19 protein-coding genes are annotated in these 23,504 nt (G+C 57.8%); 14 read left to right on the top strand and 5 right to left on the bottom strand.

Annotated features, from left to right (window positions below; genetic code table 11):
- Positions 1-36: 36 nt before the first annotated feature.
- Complete coding sequence (locus tag ACR0JC_RS11140; RefSeq protein WP_480763945.1) at positions 37-1,581, top strand: cryptochrome/photolyase family protein; 1,545 nt, start codon at positions 37-39, stop codon at positions 1,579-1,581.
- Here the strand turns inward: ACR0JC_RS11140 and ACR0JC_RS11135 are convergent.
- Together ACR0JC_RS11135 and ACR0JC_RS11130 are read right to left on the bottom strand one after the other, a co-directional pair.
- Positions 1,578-1,730 carry a DUF2256 domain-containing protein gene (locus ACR0JC_RS11135; protein WP_217353607.1) on the bottom strand — a complete coding sequence of 51 codons (153 nt, stop codon included), beginning with the start codon at positions 1,728-1,730 and terminating at the stop codon, positions 1,578-1,580. The two genes, ACR0JC_RS11140 and ACR0JC_RS11135, sit on opposite strands and share 4 nt — an antisense overlap.
- A 6-nt stretch (positions 1,731-1,736) precedes the next feature.
- Entirely contained in the window at positions 1,737-3,248 is a 1,512-nt protein-coding gene (locus tag ACR0JC_RS11130; protein ID WP_170364024.1) for an FAD-binding domain-containing protein, read from the bottom strand.
- A gap of 289 nt (positions 3,249-3,537) precedes the next feature.
- On the opposite strand from ACR0JC_RS11130, the gene ACR0JC_RS11125 reads away from it, so the two are divergent.
- From ACR0JC_RS11125 to urtE, 6 genes are all read left to right on the top strand, one after another.
- The gene (locus tag ACR0JC_RS11125) at positions 3,538-3,846 is read left to right on the top strand and encodes a hypothetical protein (RefSeq protein ID WP_170340832.1); all 309 of its coding nucleotides are present in this window, start codon (positions 3,538-3,540) and stop codon (positions 3,844-3,846) included.
- A gap of 287 nt (positions 3,847-4,133) precedes the next feature.
- A complete protein-coding gene (gene urtA, locus ACR0JC_RS11120; protein WP_170342811.1) occupies positions 4,134-5,408 on the top strand; it encodes an urea ABC transporter substrate-binding protein in 1,275 nt (424 codons plus the stop codon).
- 67 nt (positions 5,409-5,475) lie between these two features.
- On the top strand, positions 5,476-7,431 hold the full coding sequence (urtB, locus tag ACR0JC_RS11115) for an urea ABC transporter permease subunit UrtB (RefSeq protein ID WP_170342809.1): 1,956 nt from the start codon (positions 5,476-5,478) through the stop codon (positions 7,429-7,431).
- Positions 7,432-7,462: 31 nt separating this feature from the next.
- Positions 7,463-8,695, top strand: coding sequence for an urea ABC transporter permease subunit UrtC (urtC, locus tag ACR0JC_RS11110; protein ID WP_170342911.1), 1,233 nt, complete (start codon positions 7,463-7,465; stop codon positions 8,693-8,695).
- A complete protein-coding gene (gene urtD, locus ACR0JC_RS11105) occupies positions 8,692-9,432 on the top strand; it encodes an urea ABC transporter ATP-binding protein UrtD (RefSeq protein ID WP_170342806.1) in 741 nt (246 codons plus the stop codon). The genes urtC and urtD overlap by 4 nt, the downstream gene beginning before the upstream one ends.
- On the top strand, positions 9,422-10,129 hold the full coding sequence (urtE, locus tag ACR0JC_RS11100; RefSeq protein WP_170342804.1) for an urea ABC transporter ATP-binding subunit UrtE: 708 nt from the start codon (positions 9,422-9,424) through the stop codon (positions 10,127-10,129). The genes urtD and urtE overlap by 11 nt, the downstream gene beginning before the upstream one ends.
- Positions 10,130-10,131: 2 nt before the next feature.
- Here the strand turns inward: urtE and ACR0JC_RS11095 are convergent, their stop codons facing one another.
- Positions 10,132-10,977: a LysR family transcriptional regulator gene (locus ACR0JC_RS11095; protein WP_170342802.1), complete on the bottom strand. Its 846-nt coding sequence runs from the start codon at positions 10,975-10,977 to the stop codon at positions 10,132-10,134.
- Positions 10,978-11,063: 86 nt separating this feature from the next.
- On the opposite strand from ACR0JC_RS11095, the gene ACR0JC_RS11090 reads away from it, so the two are divergent.
- The 3 genes from ACR0JC_RS11090 to ACR0JC_RS11080 all read left to right on the top strand — a co-directional run bounded on the left by ACR0JC_RS11090 (position 11,064) and on the right by ACR0JC_RS11080 (position 13,374).
- Entirely contained in the window at positions 11,064-11,531 is a 468-nt protein-coding gene (locus tag ACR0JC_RS11090) for a c-type cytochrome (protein WP_170342800.1), read from the top strand.
- 13 nt (positions 11,532-11,544) lie between these two features.
- Positions 11,545-12,453 carry a c-type cytochrome gene (locus ACR0JC_RS11085; RefSeq protein WP_170342798.1) on the top strand — a complete coding sequence of 303 codons (909 nt, stop codon included), beginning with the start codon at positions 11,545-11,547 and terminating at the stop codon, positions 12,451-12,453.
- 201 nt (positions 12,454-12,654) lie between these two features.
- Positions 12,655-13,374, top strand: coding sequence for a hypothetical protein (locus ACR0JC_RS11080; protein ID WP_174822102.1), 720 nt, complete (start codon positions 12,655-12,657; stop codon positions 13,372-13,374).
- A 54-nt stretch (positions 13,375-13,428) separates the two neighbouring features.
- Here the strand turns inward: ACR0JC_RS11080 and ACR0JC_RS11075 are convergent, their stop codons facing one another.
- Both ACR0JC_RS11075 and ACR0JC_RS11070 read right to left on the bottom strand, forming a co-directional pair.
- A complete protein-coding gene (locus ACR0JC_RS11075) occupies positions 13,429-14,091 on the bottom strand; it encodes a response regulator (RefSeq protein WP_170342795.1) in 663 nt (220 codons plus the stop codon).
- Positions 14,088-15,413 carry a sensor histidine kinase gene (locus ACR0JC_RS11070; RefSeq protein ID WP_170340815.1) on the bottom strand — a complete coding sequence of 442 codons (1,326 nt, stop codon included), beginning with the start codon at positions 15,411-15,413 and terminating at the stop codon, positions 14,088-14,090. The genes ACR0JC_RS11075 and ACR0JC_RS11070 overlap by 4 nt, the downstream gene beginning before the upstream one ends.
- Positions 15,414-15,730: 317 nt before the next feature.
- On the opposite strand from ACR0JC_RS11070, the gene ACR0JC_RS11065 reads away from it, so the two are divergent.
- The 4 genes from ACR0JC_RS11065 (at position 15,731) to ACR0JC_RS11050 (ending at position 23,275) form a co-directional block, all read left to right on the top strand.
- Positions 15,731-17,020, top strand: a complete 1,290-nt coding sequence (locus ACR0JC_RS11065) for a M16 family metallopeptidase (RefSeq protein ID WP_170342792.1) — start codon at positions 15,731-15,733, stop codon at positions 17,018-17,020.
- Position 17,021: 1 nt separating this feature from the next.
- The gene (locus tag ACR0JC_RS11060; RefSeq protein ID WP_170342790.1) at positions 17,022-18,407 is read left to right on the top strand and encodes a peptidase M16 family protein; all 1,386 of its coding nucleotides are present in this window, start codon (positions 17,022-17,024) and stop codon (positions 18,405-18,407) included.
- Positions 18,408-19,405: 998 nt separating this feature from the next.
- Entirely contained in the window at positions 19,406-20,836 is a 1,431-nt protein-coding gene (locus ACR0JC_RS11055) for a S1C family serine protease (RefSeq protein WP_170342788.1), read from the top strand.
- Between the two features lie 1,053 nt (positions 20,837-21,889).
- Complete coding sequence (locus ACR0JC_RS11050) at positions 21,890-23,275, top strand: hypothetical protein (protein ID WP_170342787.1); 1,386 nt, start codon at positions 21,890-21,892, stop codon at positions 23,273-23,275.
- Positions 23,276-23,504 lie beyond the last annotated feature (229 nt).

Raw genomic sequence — 23,504 nt, 5'->3', positions numbered from 1 at the left:
GTTGCTCATCCGCGAGGCGGCCCTAACTCGACGGAAATGACGCAGTCAAACGAACGCTGTTCCAGCCGGCTCATCCTGGTGCTGGGCGACCAACTGAGCCAAAACTTGAGCGCCTTGAGTCAGGCGGAGAAGGCGCGCGACACGGTTTTGATGGCCGAAGTCGCGGACGAGGCGGGATATGTTCCGCATCACAAAAAGAAGATCGCGTTTGTCTTTTCGGCAATGCGCCATTTCGCAGATGAGCTCGGTGCGGCGGGGTGGCAGGTCCGTTATGTCAGGCTGGATCACCCTGACAATACCGGCTCCATCACAGGCGAGATCGCGCGGGCCATCGCGGATCTGTCGATTACAAACGTTCAGGTGACCGAGCCCGGCGAGTATCGGCTGCAAACCGCCTTGCTGGAGTGGGCGGACCAAAGCCAAACCGATCTACATATGCTGGAAGATGACCGGTTTGTCGCCACGCATCAGGAGTTCCGCAATTGGGCGGACAGACGCAAGCAGTTGCGGATGGAATATTTCTATCGCGAGATGCGGCGCAAAACGGGGCTGTTGATGAACGGCGACCAACCCGAAGGCGGGCGCTGGAACTTTGATGCGGAAAACCGCAAACCCGCCACTGCCGATCTGTTTATGCCCCGACCGCCCCGATCCGACCCGGATGACATCACCACCGAGGTTCTGAGCCTTGTCGAAACCCAGTTTGGCGACAACTTCGGACAGCTGCGCCCGTTCTGGTTCGAGGTGACCCGCGCCGGCGCGCTCGAGGCGCTGGACCATTTCGTGGAACACGCTCTGCCTCTGTTCGGGGACCATCAGGACGCAATGCTACAGGCAGAACCGTTCCTCTATCACTCGGTCCTGTCGCATTACCTGAACGCGGGTCTGCTGGGGCCGATGGAGATCTGCCGGCAGGTCGAGCGTGCCTACTATGAAGGCCGCGCGCCTTTGAATGCGGTCGAGGGCTTTATCCGTCAGATCATCGGCTGGCGAGAATATGTTCGGGGCCTCTATTGGCTGAACATGCCCGGGTACACGGAACGGAACCACTTCGGGGCAACCCGCCAGCTGCCGGATTTCTACTGGACGGCCAAAACGGAAATGGCCTGCATGGCGGCCGCTATCGGGCAGACGCGCGACCACGCCTATGCCCACCATATCCAGCGCCTGATGGTGACTGGCAATTTCGCGATGCTGGCCGGGGTCGATCCGCACGAAGTCCACGAGTGGTATCTGGCGGTTTACGCCGATGCGTATGAATGGGTCGAGGCCCCCAACGTGATCGGAATGAGCCAATTCGCCGATGGCGGATTGCTTGGGTCAAAACCCTACGCAGCAAGCGGAAACTACATCAACAAGATGTCGGATCACTGTTCGCATTGCCGCTATGACGTGAAACGCAAGTTCGGTGCGAATGCCTGCCCTTTCAATCCACTGTATTGGGATTTCCTAGCACGCAACGCCGACAAGCTGCGTGGCAATCCCAGGTTGGGCCATGCCTACCGAACCTGGGACCGTATGGACCCCGAAAAACAGGCCCAATACCGCGACAGCGCGCGCGAGATACTCGACAGCCTCTAGCGTTGGCCGGTCGAAGATGATCGGGCTCGGCGGCAACGCTGCGAGCAGTGGCGGACCTCGTCCCAGACCTTGGCCCATTTTCGCCGCCAGGTGAAAGGGCGCCCGCATGTGGCGCAGGTTTTCGTCGGAAGATCCGACTTTTTCCGCATCCGCATCTAGTCCCCCAGATCCAATGACAATTGCGCCGGGTTGCGGGTGGTCGCACGGCTGTTTCCTTTCCGCAAGCGCCCTTTGCGGCTGCCATGCCGGGCCAAGACCTTCGCAGCCTCGTCCCGGAATCCGTCCCCGCGCCGCACCGCCCAGATCCGATCCCGGGCGAACCGGGCCGCCGCGACGTGATCGACGATGGGCATCGGGTAGCGTTTGCCCAGCACGGCACCTGCATTCTCGGCCTTCCACGGCTCTTGCAGATGGCGATCCGGGATATCCGCCAATTCCGGCAACCAACGGCGGGTAAAGGTCCCGGTCGGGTCCTGATCATGGCCCTGTTTCACCGGGTTGTAGATCCGCAGCGCGTTGATACCTGTGGTGCCAGCCTGCATCTGCACCTGGCTCCAGTGGATGCCCGGTTCGTAATCGGAGAACAGGCGGGCGAGAACCTCACCGGGCGCGTGCCAGTCAAGCCACAGGTGATAGCTGGCCGTCGCCATCACCATCGCGCGCATTCGAAAGTTGAGCCACCCTGTTGCCCGCAAGTACCGCATGCATGCGTCAACAAATGGCAGGCCGGTCTCGCCATTGGCCCAAGCCTCCAGCCGATGCGAATCCGGGGCCGAGGGACGGATCCCGTCATAGGCGCGATGCACGTTCTGGAACTCGATCCGGGGGTCATCCTCCAGTTTCTGGATAAAATGGCAGTGCCAATGCAACCGGCCTTCGAACGAGGACATCGCCCCCCGCCACTGTTTGTCAGGGGTGTGGCTCAGCGCTTTTTGCCGCGCCCATGTGGACTGCATCACCTCGCGCATCGACAGCGTTCCCCACGCCAGATGCGGGGACAGGCGCGAACACGCGTGTTCCCCCAGCTGCGGTGAGGACATCGCGCTGCGATAGGTCCGGCCGCGCGTGCTCAGGAATGTGGTCAACCGGTCCGACGCCGCCGTGTGGCCGCCCGACTGGCGCCGTGGACATGGGTCCGGGTGCAACCCCAGTTCCCTGCTGGACGGGATCCCACCCGGGTCCATCGGGATGGGCCGCAATATGGGTGCGGGCGTGATCGGTTCGCTCATGAAGCGATCCCACTCTTTGGCCCAGCCATTGCGCGACGCCAGACGACGGCGAACCCCGTGATTGCGCGGCTGGTGCCAGGGAATACCCCGGGTTCGGCACCAGGACGCCACGCGTTTGTCCCGCTGAAAGGTCCAGTCGTTTCCCGTTTCTTCATGCGACCAAAGAGCCGTGAGGTCGAAACTCTGCGCAAGATCGTCCAGGACCGACAGCATCTCGCCCGTCCGTACGATCAGAGGCTGGCCCAATTCCGCAAGCTGACTGCGCAGCTCGACCAGGGTTTCGTGGATGAACGCCCATTGGCGAGCGGACATGTCGGGCTGACGCCAAAGATCGGGTTCAATCACGTAGAGCGGCACCAGCGCCCCCCGCTGTGCCGCCTGAGCCAGGGCACGATTGTCCTGCACTCTGAGATCCCGCTTGAACCAGACGATCTGCAAAACCGTTCTCCGAACCAAATCTGGGCAATAGCTAGTCTGGTCCGGCCAGCCCTCAACCGGGTTCAATGCGCCCCGGCAGGGCCGGGACGCAAAAACCGCGCGGAACCGGTTCTGTCATGACCCGTCGCGACCGAAGCCTGTCGGCAAATGGGCAGGACAGTTTGCAAACCGCTGTCTTGACGGGCGCTTTTTCGGTTGCAATGATTAAAACATGGGCGCTTTGAAAACTATTTTCGTTTCAGCACTATGCACTTTCTCATCCATCGGATTGCTTCATGCTGAAACCGACATGGTCAAATCGTTTGCCGGCTGCGCCGGGCGTTTTTCGGCCGAGATGGAGCATGCCTGGCTTCTGAACGACCCCAAGGCGCAAGACTACGAGTTGCTTCGCGGCGGTTTCGTGTCCTTGCTTGAGGCGACCGTGACGGCAGAGGAGGCCGAACTGGTCCTGAGCCACCGGGTGAACTCAAAACACGCCCATGCGCGCTTGCTCCATACGGCGACCTTTGGCTCGGACATCACGGCGGCCAGCGCCGCGCGGCAAACGGCCAGCGACCTTCTGGATCAGTGCAGCCTGCTGATACTGGGCGGCGTCTGAGACCACCCTTCGCTGCAGCGCCGCATTTTTGGGCGAACCATGCGGCACCGCCGCAAATTTGGGCAACACGCTGAATCAATCCAAAAACTCGTGCCACCGGACTCTGAGCCCCGGCAAAAGCTGACCTAGCAATGTGGTGCGCCGAAAGACGGCTTGGAAAATGTGCGAAGGTGCCCGGCCTAGGAACCTGATGACGCCCTCGCACACCGCAATTAAGCGTGGGGGGTATATGGGATGTTTCGGCGTTCCGGACAAGCCTGCTGCGCATCGCACAAAAGGAAACGCTGATGCACTCCAAACTACTCAACACTACTGCTGCTGTATTGTTCGCAACCGCCCTGCCCGCACTGGCCGATTGCCCGATCAAAGTGGGCGTTCTGCACTCATTGTCCGGTACGATGGCCATCTCCGAGACCACGCTGAAAGACACGATGGAGATGCTGGTCGAACAGCAGAACGAAGCTGGTGGCCTGCTGGGCTGCGAGCTGGAAGCCGTAGTTGTCGACCCCGCCTCGGACTGGCCGCTGTTTGCCGAGAAAGCGCGCGAACTGCTCACCGTTCATGAAGTTGACGTGATCTTTGGCAACTGGACATCGGTCTCCCGCAAATCCGTGTTGCCGGTCATCGAAGAGCTCAACGGTTTGCTGTTCTATCCGGTTCAGTACGAAGGCGAAGAAAGTTCGAAGAACGTCTTCTACACCGGTGCCGCACCGAACCAGCAGGCGATCCCGGCAACGGACTACTTCCTTGAGGAACTGGGGGTCGAGAAATTCGCCCTGTTGGGCACCGACTACGTGTATCCGCGCACGACGAACAACATCCTCGAAAGCTATCTGCAGCAGAAAGGCATCGCCGAAGAGGACATCTTCGTGAACTACACGCCCTTTGGCCATTCCGACTGGTCCAAGATCGTGGCGGATGTCGTTGCGCTGGGCGCGGACGGCAAGAAAGTCGGCGTCATCTCGACCATCAACGGCGACGCGAATGTGGGCTTCTACAAGGAACTGGCCGCCGCAGGTATCTCGGCCGATGACATTCCGGTTGTTGCCTTCTCGGTCGGCGAGGAAGAATTGGCCGGCCTGGACACGACCAACCTTGTCGGACATCTGGCCGCGTGGAACTACTTCCAGTCAGCAGAGAGCGAAGCGAACGAGGCCTGGGTTGCCGCCTGGAAAGCCCGCATGGGCGAAGATCGGGTGACCAACGATCCGATGGAAGCGCATTACATCGGCTTCAACATGTGGGTGAACGCCGCAACTGAGGCGGGCTCGACGGATGTCGATGCCGTGCGCGCAGCCATGTACGGCCAGGAATTCCCGAACCTGACGGGCGGCACGGCCGTCATGCTGCCGAACCACCACCTCGCCAAGCCGGTTCTGATCGGCGAAATCCAGGAAGACGGTCAGTTCGACATCATCAGCCAGACCGAAGAGGTTCCGGGCGATGCCTGGACGGACTACCTGCCCGAATCCGCGGTTCTGATCTCGGATTGGAAAGAGCTGGGTTGCGGTATGTACAACACCGAAACGAAAAGCTGCGTACAGATCAAATCGAACTACTAAGATCTGAACCGGAATACCTCGGGGCGCATCACATGTGCCCCGGGGCCCAATGCCGAGGTCTCCCCAAATGACGCTTTCGATTTGCCGGGCTTTGCTTGCCCTGCTGCTGTTCGTGGCCCCTGGTCTGTTGCAAGCCCAATCCTCCGACGCGCCGGTCCAGAAGCTTTTGCAGGCCCATGCGGAGGTCATTCAAAAATCCTCTCGCAAGACGATCGGCCCTGCGATTGACGCCCTGGCGCAGAGTGGATTGCCCGAGGCACAAACCGTCCTGGAGCGGTGGCAGGCCAAGGACATGTGGTTCAACCGGGATACGGGCCTTTTCGTTTTTGCGTCCAAAGCCGATGGCGGTTTGCGGGTTTTCGACATCTCGGATGGGGCCGAGATCGGTGTCGTCGACAAGAAAAACTACAAACAACTCAAGCCGAACTCGGGCATTCGCGGGTTGATCGCTTCGGCGCTGGTGCAGTTTCAATTGAACGACCCCGACCCGCTGAACCGAAGCGCAGCGCTGACGGCGATCGAGCGGGACGCGGAACCCTCGCACCTATCCGCCCTGCGCGGCGCCATTGCCGGAGAGCAGGACGCGGATCTGCGGGCCCGCAAGGACCGGCTCGAGCGTCTGTTGACGATCCGGTTTGATGATGACGCGGTCGCAAGGCTGGCTGCAATCGACAGCTTCGCCGGCGATCTGGGCGTTGACGTGCGCGCAACGCTCAATCCCCTTGTTGCATCTGAAATCAAGGTGTCCGACACGGTTCCGGATGGCGCTGTGACCATCGAGGCCGGGTCGGACGAACTGACACAGAAACAGGCCTATGACCTGTTGGTCGAAAACGGGTTGGCACCGGCCCTGGTAGACGACGGCACCATCAAAGAGACCCTGATTTCGAATATCGACGGTGACAGGGTCGCAGGCGTACAGGTGGCAAGTCTGGACGAAGATGCGGCACGACAAGCGGCATACCAGCTGCTGGCCGATCAGGGGCTCGCCGCTCCGCTAGTGACGCAGGACGACATCGCAGAGGCTGTGCAACAGTACAAGTTCTACCGAGTCTACACCTCGGCGCCGTTGCCGGTGGCGCTGGCCGCGCAGGCCGTGCTGGACAATATCGAGATGCAAGTCGCTCTCAACCAGACGGCGGATCTGGTTCTGGATGCGCTGTCTCTCGCCTCGATCTATTTCCTTGCCGCCATCGGCCTTGCCATCACTTTCGGCGTCATGGGCGTCATCAACATGGCGCATGGTGAGTTCATCATGATGGGCGCCTATACCGGATATGTGGTTCAACTGTTCATTCCGGACCTGACCCTGTCGATCATTGTCGCCATTCCCTGCGCATTCCTGGTGACCTTCGCCGCCGGTGTTCTGCTGGAACGTCTGGTCATTCGCTGGCTGTATCACCGTCCGCTGGAGACGCTGCTTGCGACCTTCGGGGTTTCCATCGCGCTGCAGCAACTGGCCAAGAACATCTTTGGAACCCAGGCGCGTCCCCTGACCGCCCCGGCCTGGCTGGACGGTTCGATGGTGCTGAACGATATCGTCTCCATCAGTTACATCCGCATCGCGATCTTTGTTCTGGCGCTGCTGTTCCTCGCGCTTTTCCTCATCGTCATGAACCGGACCCGGCTGGGGCTTGAGGTGCGCGCCGTGACGCAGAACCCGCGCATGGCTTCCTCGATGGGTATCAATCCCGACCGGATCAACATGCTGACCTTCGGCTTTGGCTCGGGCATCGCGGGCATTGCCGGCGTGGCAATCGGGCTTTACGCAAAGGTCACGTCCGAGATGGGTTCCGACTATATCGTGCAAAGCTTCATGACAGTGGTCGTGGGCGGTGTGGGCAACATCTGGGGGACGCTGCTGGGGGCCACGATGGTCGGCACGCTGCAGAAGGGGATCGAATGGTTCAACCCGTCCAATACCCTGGCGGCGCAGACCTACATGATCCTGTTCATCATCCTGTTCATTCAATTCCGGCCGCGCGGCATCATCGCGCTCAAGGGTCGGGCGGCGGAAGCGTGATATGGTTGACATGACATCCACAGCCAGCCCGATGCGAAAGCCATTTGTGCTGCGCTATCCCTCGGTCGCGATCTTTCTGATCGTCCTGGCGCTGTTCACGGCGACCATAACAGTGCTGGGCGAAGGGTTCGGGATCGGCCTGATATCCACCAGCTTCGTCAAGACATTGGGCAAGACCCTCTGCCTGTGCCTTGCGGCCCTGGCGATGGACCTGGTGTGGGGCTACACGGGCATCCTGTCCCTGGGGCATATGGCCTTCTTCGGTATCGGCGGATACGCCATCGGCATGTGGCTGATGTATGCGCGGACCGAGATCATCGTGATCGAAAGCCTCGCGTCCTCGGCCCTGCCACCAACGGCCCAGGAAGTCTCCGACGGCATCGCCACCCAGATCTTCGGAGTCGTCGGCGCATCCGAGTTCCCACCGATCTGGGCTGTTGCGCATTCGCTGCCCTTGCAACTGGCTGCGGTCGTACTGGTGCCCGGCTTGCTGGCCCTTGTGTTCGGGTGGCTGGCCTTCCGCAGCCGCGTGACCGGGGTCTACCTGTCGATCCTGACACAGGCGATGACGCTGGCGCTGTCTCTGTACCTGTTTCAGAACGACAGCGGGCTGCGCGGGAACAACGGCCTGTCGGGTCTGCAGAATCTGCCGGGTCTGGATTCGGTGCCGCAATCGACGGTTTCGATCCTGTTCTTCTGGGCGTCGGCCCTGGCGCTGGGGCTGGGCTATCTGGTCTGCGCCTGGATGGTGTCCGGCAAGTTCGGATCGGTCATTCGCGCCATCCGGGACGACGAAAGCCGGGTTCGGTTCCTTGGGTATTCGGTCGAAGCCTACAAGCTGTTCATCTTCACCTTCACCGCCGTGATCTGCGGCATCGCGGGTGCCCTGTACTACCCGCAAGCCGGCATCATCAATCCAGCCGAGATCGCGCCCATTGCATCAATCTACCTGGCCGTCTGGGTGGCGATCGGAGGACGGGGCCGTCTGTACGGAGCAGTGATCGGCGCGGCATTCGTTTCTCTGCTGTCCACCTGGTTCACGGGCGGTCAGGCCCCCGATATCTCGCTGGGGTTCTACACGATTCAATGGGTCGACTGGTGGACCATCCTGCTTGGGCTGTCATTTGTCGCGGTCACGCTGTTTGCGCCTCGGGGCATCGGCGGCCTGATCGACAGGTTTGCCGAGCGGCGCGCCCCGGACCGCCACGGCGCCGATCTGGGGCCGGACCTTGGGTCGCTGCGCGAAAAGGAGGCCGACGAATGAGCACGTTGCTTGAAGTCTCCGGCGTGTCCGTAACCTTCGACGGATTCAAAGCCATCAACAACCTGACATTCCAGATTGGCCCAGCCGAAATGCGCGCGGTCATCGGCCCGAACGGGGCGGGCAAGACGACGTTCATGGACATCATTACCGGCAAGACCAAACCGGATGACGGCCATGTCCTGTGGGGTGACAAATCCGTGTCGCTCCTGTCGATGAGCGAAAGCCAGATTGCTCAGGCCGGGATCGGCCGAAAGTTCCAGCGCCCCACCGTTTTTGAGGACCAGAGCGTTCGCGAGAACCTGATGCTGGCCCTCAGGAACAAACGCGGCCCGCTGGCGGTCCTGCGGTTTCGGGCCGGACAGGCGGATCATCAAAAGGTCGCCGACCTGGCCGAGGAAATCGGACTGCAGAATGCCTTGAACCGCAAGGCCGGTGAGCTGAGCCACGGGCAGAAGCAGTGGCTTGAGATCGGCATGCTGCTGGCGCAGGATCCGCAGTTGCTGCTGGTCGATGAGCCGGCCGCCGGAATGACCCCCGCCGAGCGCGAGCACACAACCGACATTCTTGTCGCCGCCGCCAAAACCCGCGCCGTGGTGGTGGTTGAACATGACATGGAGTTCGTCCGCCGCCTGAACTGCAAGGTCACGGTGCTGCACGAGGGGTCAGTTCTGGCCGAAGGGTCGCTGGACCACGTCACCAATAATGACAAAGTGATTGAGGTGTATCTTGGCCGCTGAGCTTCTGGAAATCTCGGACCTGTCCCTGCACTACGGCGGCAGCCAGATCCTGAACGGGATCGACATCACCGCACGTCAGGGTCAAGTCACCTGCGTGATGGGCACCAACGGCGTCGGCAAGACCAGCCTGTTGAAAGCCATCTCCGGAACGCACCCCCGCAGCGGCGGTGCATACCGGCTTGGCGACGAGGAGATCGGCAAGGCCACATCCTATGAGCTGGCTCGAAAAGGTGTGGCTTATGTTCCGCAAGGACGAGAAATCTTTCCGTTTCTGACGGTCCGCGAGAACCTGGAAACCGGTTTTGCCTGCCTGCCCCGCAGCGAACACAGGATACCTGATTACATCTTCGAACTGTTCCCGATTCTCAAAGAGTTCCTGTCGCGGCGCGGTGGTGATCTGTCAGGCGGTCAGCAGCAGCAGCTCGCAATTGCGCGGGCCTTGATCACGAAACCCAGGCTGCTTTTGCTGGATGAACCAACCGAGGGCATCCAGCCCAACATCATCAAGCAGATCGGCGAAGTCATCCGCCTGCTGCGCGATCAAGGTGAGATGGCGATCGTCTTGGTCGAACAGTATTTTGATTTCGCGTATTCTCTGGGCGACAGTTTTCTGGTGCTGGAACGCGGGTCGCCATTCCTGAAAGGATCAAAATCCGAACTTGGTCAGCAGCAGCTCAGGGCGGCCGTTTCGGTTTGACCTTACCGGCCCAGTGCTTGGGGCAAGTGTTCCACCAAGGCCCGCTGCACGACGGCAAACCGCGGCGTGCGCGCAATCTCTTCAAGTGTGGCCACCCACAGAGGAACCTCGATCTCCGGATTCATGTCCGGCGCCCGCCGCAACTGCGGGTCCGCATCACCGATGAACGTCGGCAAATACGCCTTGCCGACACCTGTCGCAGCCATCTGCTGGAGCACAAGGAAACTGTCCGCGCCGATGGTGGTGTCTTCATCCCGCACATGTTCGGCCATCCATCTGGCCGGGACCGAACCGCTCAGCGCCCCGTCCAAACGCATCCATTTTCGGTTGGGGGACCCATCGTCGTAGACCCCGAAGGCCAACGCGCCAGCCCGCTCGCCCACCAAGTCTTCGCCCAGGCGTATTGATGGACGCACGGCAATGTCCGCGGTCAGCCGCGACAAGTCATGGTGATTGTTCCCGCTCAGCAGACTCAGCTCCAGACCCGGATAAAGCGCAGAAATGCGGTTCAGTATCCCGGGCAGCACAAGCTGGCAAAGGCTGTCAGTCGAGGCAATCCGCACCCGCCCGGTCGGCGAACGGTCCGCGCCCACGATTGCCCGTTCAACCGAAAGCACCGCGTCCTCGACATTTTCCATGGCCGTAAGAATGGCCCGGGCCTCGGGCAGCGCGCTGTAGCCCGTCGGGTTCTTTTGAAAGATCACGCACCCATGGCGTCGTTCAAACGCGGCCACCCTGCGCAGCACCGTTGCATGGGTCACGCCCAGCGCTGTGGCCGCTGCGTTCAACGAACCGTGCCGGCTTACGGCGAGGACGTATCGGATGTCGTCCCAGTTTTGATTGTTCATAAGTTAACAATAAACGCAGAGAAATAAACAATTACAAGAAATTTCGATCAAGCTACCATTCGGCACATTCATGTGGGAGAGATACCATGATCAAGAAATTCTCAATCCTTGCGGCGAGTTTGATTTCAGTGGCCGTAATTGGCACGGCCGTAGCCCAGGAAAGCGAAAACCCGGCCGTCAAGGCGCGCAAGGCCGTCATGCAGCTGTATGCGTTCAATCTGGGCACGCTTGGCGGCATGGCCAAGGGCGAGTTGGAATACAACGCAGAGGCCGCGACGCGCGCGGCCAACAACCTGGTTGCCGTGACGCAGATCGATCAGTCGGCCATGTGGCCAGCCGGGTCCGACAATGTCTCCGACCCATCTTCCCGGGCGCTTCCGGCGATCTGGGAGAACTTCCCGGATGTCAGCGCCAAGGGCCAGGCAATGGCTGAAGCCGCGGTTGCGATGCAGGCCGCCGCCGGGCAAGATGTCGAAGCGCTGAAAGCAGCGATGGGACCATTGGGTGGAGCCTGTTCGGCATGTCACAAGGCATACAGAGCCCCAAAGAACTGACAAGGCCCTGACGGTGCGGCGGCTTCTGACGATTGCCGCGGGCGTCGCGGTCGTGGCCGGGCTGACCGGTCTGGTTCTGACCCGACCGCAACACGTCGATCCGGCCGAGTTGGACGGTATTGCCCCTGATCTTGTAAGGGGCGAGACCGTGTTCTTTGCGGCCGGATGCGCCTCGTGCCATTCAGCGCCGAACTCCGAGGGTGAAGATAAGCTGGTACTGGCGGGCGGACGCCGGTTCGAGACGGATTTCGGTACGTTCATAGCCCCGAACATATCCAGCGACCCAGAGGCCGGGATTGGGTCATGGTCAGCGCTGGAACTGGCGGATGCCCTGATCTACGGGACCGGGCCGGACGGGCAGCACTACTATCCGGCCTTCCCTTACACGACCTATACGAACATGACGCCGGAGGATGTCGTGTCGCTGCACGCATTCCTTGGCACCCTGCCGGCCGCCTCGCAGGAAAGCAGCGCGCATGAGGTCGGTTTCCCCTTCAACATCCGGCGAAGCTTGGGCGGCTGGAAGCTTCTCTACCTTGAACCAGGGTGGGTGGTGGACGGTGATCTCGATGCGCAGCAGCAGCGCGGGCGCTACCTGGTCGAAGCCTTGGGCCATTGCGCCGAGTGCCACACGCCCAGAGATGGCCTTGGCGGCTTGAACCGGGATCAATGGCTGGCGGGTGCGCCAAATCCCAGCGGAAAAGGGCGCATTCCCGGCCTGACCACCAACCACCTGGATTGGTCCGAAGCCGACATCGCCGAATACCTGAAGTCCGGTTTCACTCCGGACTATGACAGCGCCGGCGGAGAGATGGCCGAGGTCATCGAGAACACTTCCCGTCTGTCCGATGAGGACCGGTTGGCGATTGCCGCATATCTCAAGGTTGTTCCGGTACCGGCCAACGACGCCACAACAGACTGAGCCGACGCCTGCATTTCCCGGCTACCGATGAGCCATGGCGGTTCGCCGGGCGGCGGGATCTTGGCACCTTGGGCCTTTTTGCTTCCCCTTTCGGACGTTTGGTTGGAAATTCGTCGGACCTAAGCCCGATGTGGACTGATCCAACCCAGCTTAGCCTCCCTAAGACAAACAGATATTTGCCGAACAGCAAAGGAGGCTGAAATGATAGCAAACCGGAAACTGGGACAACTTCTCAGCACTGTGGCACTGGCGACGTTGATTTCGGCGGCGCCATACACTCCCAAGTTCAGCACCGAGGGCGGCTTGCAGCTTGAGCCCGCTTACGCGTTTGCCAAGAGCGGCAAAGGCAAGGGTGGCAACGGTCGGGACGACGATGATGACGATGACGATCGGGACGATGATGACGACGATCGGGATGACGACGACGATGATGATGACGACGACGATGACGACGATCGGTCAAGTCGCAGCGGCAGCAAAAAAGGATCGTCGCAATCCGGAAGCGCCCCGAGCGGGTCGGCCGGCATAACCAAGGTCGAGACAACTGCAAACGGGATCGAAGTTCGCTATGCCGACGGAACGAAGGAAGAAATCGAAAACGGCAGATACGAGAGAAAGAATGCTCAGAATCGGACCGTGGAGGAACGGCCAGCCACAGGTGCCGATATCTCGAGGCTTCGTTCTCTGGCGAACGGTATTTCGATCAAGAATGTAAGCGCATCAGGGCAAGGTGGCACGGCCGGAAGCCGCCCCACAAAGATCGAACGTCAGGGCAACAACATCGAAGTCAACTACGCCAACGGCTGGAAAGAAGAGATCGAGTTCGGGCGCTACGAGCTGAAAGACCCCTTCAACCGGACCGTTGTGGAAAGAACAGCCACGGCCGCGGACATCCGGAGGCTGCAATCGGTCGCGAACTGACGAACAGCGCGAATTTCCCGGACGGTCTCTCGGTCAGAGAGGCCGTTTCGGCGTTCACAGGCTATGCGGCTTGTTTTTCTTGCCCCACGCGTCGTGCGCGATAAGTGCGGCCTCGACCCGGTTCCGCGCGTGCAGCTTGGACAGGATCGCCGTCATATAGTGTTTCACCGTCTTTTCCTGAAGATCCAGTTCCACGGCGATCTCGCGATTGCTCAAACCCTTGGCCACGCGCCTGAGTATCTCCTCTTCGCGATGCGTGAGATCATCCAGAACATCGCTGCTGTTCGCGGGGCTCGCGTCGTTGTTGATCTGAAGCAGTACCCGCGAAGCCAGCCCCGGCGAAACGAACCCCTCCCCCGCGGCGATGCTGCGCAGGGAGGCGGTCAGTTCACTCGCGGTTTCGCCTTTGACAATATACCCAATCGCTCCGGCCTCGAGTGCATCGGCAACATCGCTGCTGTTCTCCGAAACCGTCAGAATCGCGATGCAGGGCGGTTTTTCCATTGCGGCGATCCGGCGTGTCGCGTTGATCCCACCTCCGGGCATCGAGAGATCGAGAATTGCGATGTCGGGCTGGTGCTGAGCGACAAGCGCAACCGCTTCGTCGGCGCTGGATCCGGCCGCGAGAACTTCGAACCCTTCTGCCTCATCCAAGGTCCGCCGCAGCCCATCCCGGAAAATCGGATGATCATCTGCTATGACAAGTGTCTTGGTCATGGTGAGCTCGTTTTGTTGGGAAACAGGGTCATTTCGACGGTGGTGCCCTGGCCGGGACTGGACGAGACCTGAAACCTGCCGCCGATGCTCTCGACGCGATCGCGCAGCCCCAGCAGCCCCTGGCCGCCATCATCGCGCAGAACAGTACCATCCAAAGGATCAAAGCCGGGTCCATCGTCCTTGACCTGAATGACAATGCAATCGTCACGAACATGGCAGGTGACGCTGCAGCGGGACTGCGGGGCATATCGCGCGGTATTCGAGAGTGTTTCCTGAAGAAAGCGGAAAACGCACAGTTTGTCAGACACCGACAAATTCGGCATGTCACTGCCATGAAACGAGATTTCAGGCCGCAACGGGCTGTGCTCCGCGTGGTCCTCGACCGCTCTTTTCACGACATCAATCAAGGTCAGGTTGTCGATATCGGGTGCGGACAGCCCCCGGGACAGCGCGCGGATTTCGGTCAAGGACTTCTGCAGCGACTGCTGGATTTCCTCGGCCTCCTTCGGTTTTGGGGATTTGTCCGAAAACGCGGCCTCCAACCGAAGGGCGGCAAGTGAAAGGTACTGCGCCGGGCCGTCATGAAGTTCGGCGCCGAGTTTCTTCAGAAACCGGTCCGTCTGCGCGGCATACCGCCCCGAGGCCTCGACCACCCGCGACCGCAGCATCGCATTCTGCGCCGCCATCCTTTCGCTTTCCGCCAGCCGTTTCTTCAATAGCCTCGCCTGCCGCCGGATGGTGTTGTCCCCGATCGCAACGATGCAAAAAAGGACAACCGTGCTTGCCAGAAAGGCGGAACCGACCACCAACCAGCTTGTGCGCCTGGCTTTTGCCAGATCCATCTCCAATTGATCGGCCCTTTCATAGAACTCGGCCACGGCAATGATTTCACCGGACCACAGTTCACGAATGGGGCTGTAGACCTCGAGCAGCGGTATCCCCAAGGCCGCTTCGGCAGCGCTTTCATCGTGATCCAGTTCCTCGAACGAGCCCGAGATTTCGCCGATCCAGGCGCGCTGAAGGTCACCCGTCGGCTCGAAACGGTTACCGATGATGCTTGTGTCCGAGGCGTGTACGACCACACCACCCTGCTTCCAGAACTTGTATGATACGATACGATCGCGCATCGGCTGGGTCATGAAAATCTCGTCCAGCGCCCGCCTCGCCTGCTCGGACAGGCGGTCACCCAACGCCAGTTCCTGGCTGAGAGGTGAGACGATGCTTTCCATATACAGCGCCGCCGAATTGGCCGAGTTCTGCACGACCGCATTCTGGATTCGATTTGAAACCCACACACCGACGATCGCGGTTGCAGATCCCATCACAAGGATGCTTGCCGCAAGAAAAACTCGCGACAACGACCAATTCCCAATCGTCAGCTCAGCAACTTTCGTCCTCATTGTGGTCCCGACTATGACCCACAATCGAAAACCGCACCACAGACCTTGGTCTGACGTGATCCAGTTGTTCGCCCCAGCAAGCCCCGCCCGCAGCCCCAGAAGCACACCCCGACTTGCGATGCCTATTACGACTTGAAAAACACTCCGCGCCCCGCAAGCATTGACGCAACCGTTACCCCTTTGGTTGAGCGTCGGTTGACCGGCGTTTCTGCGAAAATCTAATAGTTCAAAGGATTTTGATGCGCGCCGCCGTATTTTTCTTGTCGATCGTCTTTTTGGTTTTTTCCGGATCCGCTCAGGCACAGAGCGTCATTCCGCTTGCCCAGAAGGGCGGGCTGCACGCAGCATATGTGGTTCCGGTGGACACCTTCGACCGCGTGGATGTTCAGTTAATTGTTCTTTCGGGGTCTTATGACGACCCGGACCCGTCCGGCACAGCCCATCTGACCGAGCATCTCGCCGCGTTCTCGGCCGACGCCACCATTCTCAGAAAACCGCGCGAACGCGACATCTACGCCACCACGCACAATGTCGCGACCGTGTACACGAATTCCGGGCTGCCATCCGAGGCGGAGATGTTATTGCGGCTTTCCCGGGCCGTTCTGGACACGCCATCCGTATCCAGGCAATTTGCGGAGAGCGAAGTCGCTATCGTCCAGCGGGAAACCTTGCTGCGTGAACGGCAATATCCGTTTCGCTGGCTCAGCCGAATGGCACTTCAAAACCTCTACGGCACCTTGCGCGGCCGGGCAGACAACACCGTCGAGGATCTGCCCAAGCTGAGCCTTGAGAAGGCCTATCAGTTTCACAAGGAACACTATGTGCCGTCCAACGTGACGTTGATTGTCTCCGGAAACATTGAACCAGCCCGGGCCGAAGAACTGGTGGCGCGGGTGTTTGGCGATACCGAACCATCTGACGCTCCGAAAAAACCGTGGTTGGATCAAAAGCCGGATCCCGAGAAACAGTCCGTCGTGCGCCTGCAGTCGGATCGGTTGCAACGTGACACCGTGCTGTTCGCAAAATTCGTGGAATTCGAAGACCGCTCCACGAGCATCGACATGCAAGGCGCGTTCTTCATCGCAAGCGGGATCCTGAACGAACGGATCGCCAAGGTTCTACGCCACGAGGACACGCGGATACTCAACCATGGCGTCAACTGGTATTTTGCGAAGAATGCCGATGTTGAACTGGTGATCGACCTGCAACTCATGCCCGGCTTCAGCGTGGATGAAGCCAAGGATCTGCTGACCGAAACCTTGGCTGGCTTGCTGCACGAGCCGATCAGCAAATACGAAATTCATCAGCTCCGTCAAAAGGAAGTGGTCTGGTCCCAGAACATGGCCCGCCGTCCTTCGGCCTTTCTGTGGTTTCTGCAGAACGTCGCCGCCGACGGATTCCCGCCCATCAGCCCGTCGGTCTTTGCCGAAACGCTGAGCAACACCACAGATCAGGAAGTTATCGATTTTGCGGAAAAAATCTTGCAGCCCTCGGCGACATCTTTCGTTCTTGCAGAGAAAGCCGACTGACATGCGCGTTTTCAAGGGCCGGCTTCTCGCAGTTCTCTTTGCGGCGCTTACCTTGCTGCCGGGTGAGCGGGCACAGGCGGAACTGATTGCGACTGCAGGCGAAACGAAACTGGTCGAGCTCTCTCCGCTTGAGAACGGCACGTCCGCACTGACCATGGTGTGGACGATTGACCACCCGACGCTGGACCGCACTGCCGCCATGTCCGCCGCCATTGCGAGCGTGGTGACAGGTGGGACCTCGACCCGCTCATCCTACGAAGTCAGTTCGTTCCTGAAGCTGAAAGGTGTCGAACAGAAAATCGGCAGAAGCGGCAAGAACCTGACGCTCACCGTCTCGGCGCCAAGCGACGTCTTCCCGGAAGTCCTGGTACACCTCGAGAACGTATTGCTCGAACCCCGATACACACCAGACTGGTACGCACGAGAGCTTGAGGCGTTTCGCCCAGTTATCTCGACCAGAACCAGACAGCCGTCGGATGTGTTGAACGAGATTACCAATTATCTGGAATTCGACCCTGCCGCCACGGACGAAGAAGCACTTGAGCCCGACTTTCAGTTCGGGCGACCAGATCAGGTCGTCCTCAGATCAGAGGACGAAGAGGTAGCGCGCCGAACCGTCCGATTGATCAATTCGCTGCCGGGCGCGCGGTTCCGGCTGGGGCGCGCCCTGAGCAAATGGGCCGAAGGGTGGAGGGGCGCGAACGGGGCGCCCTTTGCCCTGCCCAAAGGTATCGTGCATCTCGCCGACCCCGACGCATCCGAAATGTTGGTCCTGCTTGCCAATGCAAAGGCGTTTTCGAACGCACGGGACCAGCTTGGCTCGAACCTTCTTGTTGACTATATCGGCGCCAATCAAGGCTCGGAGATGTTTCGGGTCATCCGCCAGTCCATGCGTGCATCCTACGATCCACGTTCGGACTTTGTGGTCGTGGGCAAGAACAAGGCCGTGATCGCGCTGAGCGCGACCGTCGAAGCCAGCGCATGGCCCGAGGTCCACGGCAAGATCATGGAAATCTATCAAGGCGTCCGCAACGGAGGCGTTGTCCCGGAAAGTCTGGAAATCCAGAAAGATCGGTTGGACCGCACCTACTATCACAGATTCTTCACAGACCCTGACTGGGGCGCGCGCCAGTTTCTGGACGAACATCCTGACGGCGTAGAAGGCGAAATCACCCTTCCACTGTTTGAGGCATTCCGGACAGTCTCGACCGAAGAGACGATTGAGAACGCCGATACGCTGTTGCCCCCGGTTGAGGAGTTCCTGGTGATCTTGATCGGAGGAGGTGTTTCCCCGTCGGCCGACATGCGGTCGGACGGGTATTGTGCCCTGCCCAAAGGCGCACCGATCAGGGATTGCCTTAACAAGCTGTCAAACGCGGAATACTGACTGTCCGCGGGCCAATGCTGCGGTGCTTCAAAGACCAGATGATCCCCGCGATACATCGTCTCGAAGGTACCGCGGGATTGACCCTTTGGGATTGTCTGTCGGTCACGTAAGCTTGGACTTGCCTGTCGCGCAGCAAGGAGAACGCAATGCGTGTTCTTGAAATACTACCTTTCGTTGGTCTGTGTTTGGTGTTGGTATCGCCACTTCCCGGAAGTGCGGCCCCAACGGCAGCAGAGTGCAATAGTGCGGGAGGAAAAACCGTCACGATCAAGGGAAAGACCGCTTGCGCGTTCGCGGGCGGAGCATGCCCAGAGGGGTGGCGCTCATACGATTCCTACCGAAAATGGCAGCCGAAAACCTGCGGTGGAGCGCAATGCACTGGGAATACCAAATGCACGACGAGCCGAGGCTGGTCCAAAACCGCACCAGAATGCAGATTTGAGAGAGGCAGAAACTCTCAGGGCGACTGCACCAAAAGAAGTGTATGCACGGCAAACAGGATCGCCAGAACTGCTTGTACGAAGTAAGCGCGCTATCGCGGTTGAGCGGTGAAACCGAACCCGAAACCCGACCAGCGCTGAGTTGCTGGCGACCCCGGCAGGATTGTTTACCGCGCATAGTACGGGCACTATTATTTATTTACAGCAACTTAGGTCAACGGGAAAAGTGTGGGCGTCACTCTTTGTGTCACCATTCTTTTTTGGGGCTTTGAAGTCTACTGCTGACACCTTCGGTAAAATTGACGCCTTCTTCAGACTACTCCTGGCCTCAAACACTAGCGCAAATTGTGAGTGATGATTGGGTATTTGCCCTGCAAGATGACACTATCCGTGACGCTTAAAATGCTCTGATGCGGGCACTGTTGGAATTTGGTCATAGCCTAGTGTAATAGCAAAAAGTCTTGCCAATAGGGGTGGTCAAGGAAGTATCTGTATCAGACTTTAGGGTTAACAAAACGCTAACATTCGTTCGAGGCTCCTACGTTGGCACGGCCCAGATTGAAGAACATAATTTACCTGATTTTGCCTTTGTTTCTCTGGCTGGAAACAGCGAATGAGGCGCTATCCCAAGATTTCGAGGTTCTCTTCAGGGATTTTGATGCGAGTAACCTAACTTACGAAGACAAGCGTTTTCTTCAGACGGCCTTAGCGTTTGAAGGGCACTATCACGGATTGTTAGACGGGGCATGGGGGCGAATTAGCGATCGAGCGCTAAACAGGTACTCACAAAGCGAATTTGAAACTGCACCCGCAGACTGGCACATGGCGATGCTTGCTTGGTCGCTATTCGAGCGACTGTCTAACGACGGTTGGGAGTTCAACTATTTTCCTGGTCTAGGTTTGTCGCTTCTGTGGCCCGAGAAAACCATAGTTCGCGATGCCGACACGGACTACTTTTTGAATTACAGCCATAAAAGTAGCACTCTTGCGATTTCCATGGGCGTACACAATCGAGAAACGACCCAAAAGCTACACGATTTCACATTGAGTACTCACGAGGGAGCGACGCAGCCATACTCTGTAAGAAAACAGAACTTGGCGGTTTCCTCCGCCACAGATCGAGACGGTTCAATTCTCTACACTCGTTCTGATTTCGTAAACGGATCATGGTCGACGGTAATGCTATCGTCCAGTGAACAAGATGCGGCTATCCTTGGGGCGGTATCGTCAAGCATTTCTGCAAAACGAGTACAGAAGCTTTCCTTCACCATTGGCGGTAAGCTTGATTATGTAGTCAAAACAACAATTGACGCATTAGAACAATCAGACGAAAGCCAAGCGAAAACAGCCGAAGTCCCACCTTCCAATAGGAAAAACGTATCAGGAAGCGCAGGTAGTGGATTCGTCGTGTCTGCGGCCGGGCACGTTTTGACGAATGCGCACGTGGTTGAAGGGTGTACAACCATTACTGTAGACGGGCGAAATGCTAAATTAGTCGCCTTTTCTCAAGAGTTTGATCTGGCGCTTCTAGTGTCTGAAGCGTTCGAAAACAAGGAAGTCGCAGTTTTCTCGGCTAGTTCCGCAAAACTGAACTCGGATGTTACCGCTGCTGGGTACCCGTATGCCGGTATGTTAGGTGGCCTAAATATTACAAGAGGTTCTGTATCATCCCTAAAAGGCTTGGGAGGAGACCCAGTTACGATGCAGATTACGAGTCCGATTCAAAGCGGAAACTCAGGTGGTCCACTCCTCGCGTCTGACGGTGAAGTCGTTGGAGTTGTGGTTTCAAAGTTGAATGAGCTCAAAGTAGCAGACGCGTTGGGTGACGTTCCCCAGAATGTCAATTTTGCCATTAGGGGTGAGGTAGCACTCCTTTTCCTCGCTCAAAATGGCGTTGAGGCTAAACTAAGCTTGGATGATAGGCGGTTAGAGCCAGAGGAGCTCGCTGAGTTGGCAACTAGCTTTACAACTTTCATTGAGTGTCGATGATTGCACTGCACATGCAGCAAGATACGCGCACTTAAACAACCAATTTCATGAGTTGCTTTTCCACGGGCAATAGATAGGTGTGCATTTCGGCAACATCTAAACAGTTGTTCAATTCACATATTTATACTGCCCTTAGCGACAAGTACCAATATGGCACTACTAGCAACTAAAAGACCAACGAGAAAAAAATGCGCCAAAACACAGTGAAGGGCATCGGGGTGCTGTGCCTTTTAGTACTGACTGCGTGTGAAGCTCCTACCGACCTCTACATCTATCAAGAAGGTGTTTCTGTATCTCGAGCGGATAACGACTACTTCGATTGCAGAGTGGCTGCGGCACAAGCTGTCCCTACAGATACAAGGGTTGGAACTACGCCAACGTACACGACTCCCGTCCAAACAAATTGCTACAATCTTGGTTATACCGTTCAGTGCAACACAACTGGCGGGCAGACTTACGGTGGGCAAACGTACACATATGACGCGAATTCAAAGCTGCGGGTTGGCTATTTGGCAAGGTGCTTAGCTTCCAGGGGATATTCAGCAGTCGAACTTCCAAAGTGTAACACTGAGAAACTGCCTCAGGGAGTTCTCACCAAGCTTAGAGGTGCTCAAAGACGACCTACTGAGGGGGCTTGCTACGTACCCGTAACCGAAAACGTTGGCAACGTGGTTTATGCTTCTGAAATAGGAGGATAACTAAGTTGATAGCGCAACAACTGAGATTCAGTATGCTTCCTATCTGTTGAGTTGTTGCGCATCGTCGGCGCCGCCTAAGCTTCACAAGTCTCCGATATGGATTTTCCCTACAAGATGCAGTAGCTTAGACGGCTCTTACTCTATTTAAAACAACGGGTTAGGTCTGCCCTAACTAGGGACTCCATTTAACTCAACTACATCTGGTACACACACTTTCCCACACATATTGATCGGAATAATCGTACTCCGGCGTTTGCCGTTTGTGGGTTGATCATCTCGACGAGATGCCGAAATTCCACACATCGGATTTGGAAAACAGAAAACGCAAATCGGCCAACCAGACACGAAAAAGCGAATGGAAAGCAACGATCAGGCTAAAGTCGTCGCTCAGCACCGAGACACACTGAATCAAGCGAAGTTTTCTACCTTAGACCGATCTGCGGCAACTGAAGCGGCTAAGAACTTCGTTTCTGAACTCACAGACCTGACCTTGGCACATGAGGCAAACTTTCATCCACGCAAACGCGCCAGAAGGCAGAAGGATGCAGAAAGCTTCACCTTGGCAATAGGTGCCTTGGCCGCCGACCTCATCAAGCACAGCGGAAATGCGGCTTCACAGGGCTTCATGTATCGGCCAGCCGACAAAGACGAACTGGCCAAGACTTTGGTCAGCGCCGACAACTTCGCCAAGCTTCGGAGCTACTGGATCGAAATGGAACTGATGGAGGAAACAGGGTTTGCTGATTTCCGGGCTTCCATGGACCCAGACGATCCTCAAAAGACGTACAGAAAGACCAGGCGGTTCAGAGCCAAGCCCAGGCTTCTGGAGTTAGCCCAGCGCTTTCAAATCACATCCAACAACATCACTGAACACTTCGAACGCAGCCATAGACACGCCAAGGTCATTCAAGTGAGAGCGACCAAAGACGGTTCATACTTGTATCCGCAATGCGCAAAACTGTTGAAACCCAAAGGCCCCAGGTTCGAAGAACGCAGAAGAGAAGTGGAGGCTTTGAACGTATTCCTGACCCAACACCAGTTCAGCCTTTCCGACAAACCCATGCTTAGGCGCATCTTTAGCTGCGGAGACCGAAAGGGCTTTGACTACAATCTGGGTGGCCGTTTCTACTGTGCCTCGGATGACGATTGGACCCAGAAGCCCAAATCGAAGCGCAGAAGCATTCTGATTGATGGGGAGCCGACCTGTGAGGTGGATGTTTCCGCCAGTCAGCTTGCAATTCTTTATGCCCTCCAAGGGGAGGTTCTGAACTACGACGCAGACCCGTATCAAGTCTCAGACTTGCCTAGAGAGGTTGTGAAGGGGATCGTGGTTGCAGCCATTGGCAGGGGTGAACTTCCCAAACGATGGCCTCGGTCTTTCGACAACAAGTTCATAGACCAACACGGGTATCACCCAAGGGACCGCTACAAGCTTAAACAGGTTGTAGGCAACATTGCCCAAAAGCATCCGATCTTGAACTGTCTGGAACCGGGCAATCTTGATTGGGCTGTCTTGCAGTATGAGGAAGCAGAGTGTTTTCTGCTGGCTATGCAGAGGCTGTCACAACGGTTTGGTGTTCCGTTCCTTCCGGTTCATGACAGTCTGATTGTGAAGCAACGACACCAGAACATTGCCACTTCCATCCTTGAGGAAGTCTACAATGAGCGTCTTGGATTCGTCCCTCGGGTTAAGTCCAGTTCGGACATCAACGACCAAGTAACGGCTATAGGTCTTCCATAGGCATCCTATAGCTGTGCTATGGGATTTCTATAGGTGTCTCCTCATCATTGGGGGGATATCCCCCATGAAGAATAGTACTTCCATGGAGAGGTCTTCAGGCATTCTCATGGGATACCTAGGGAAGCATCAGAGGCATTACTTGGAAGCGTAAGCGGGGAGGCAGGTGGCGGTTGTTCGCTGCAAAAATGAGGACGGTTTCAACAACTGCCTCTGCTCTCAGTCAACCCAC

This window comes from Ruegeria sp. CH5 (genome assembly GCF_056537025.1).
This window is presented reverse-complemented; position numbering and strand designations above follow the sequence as displayed.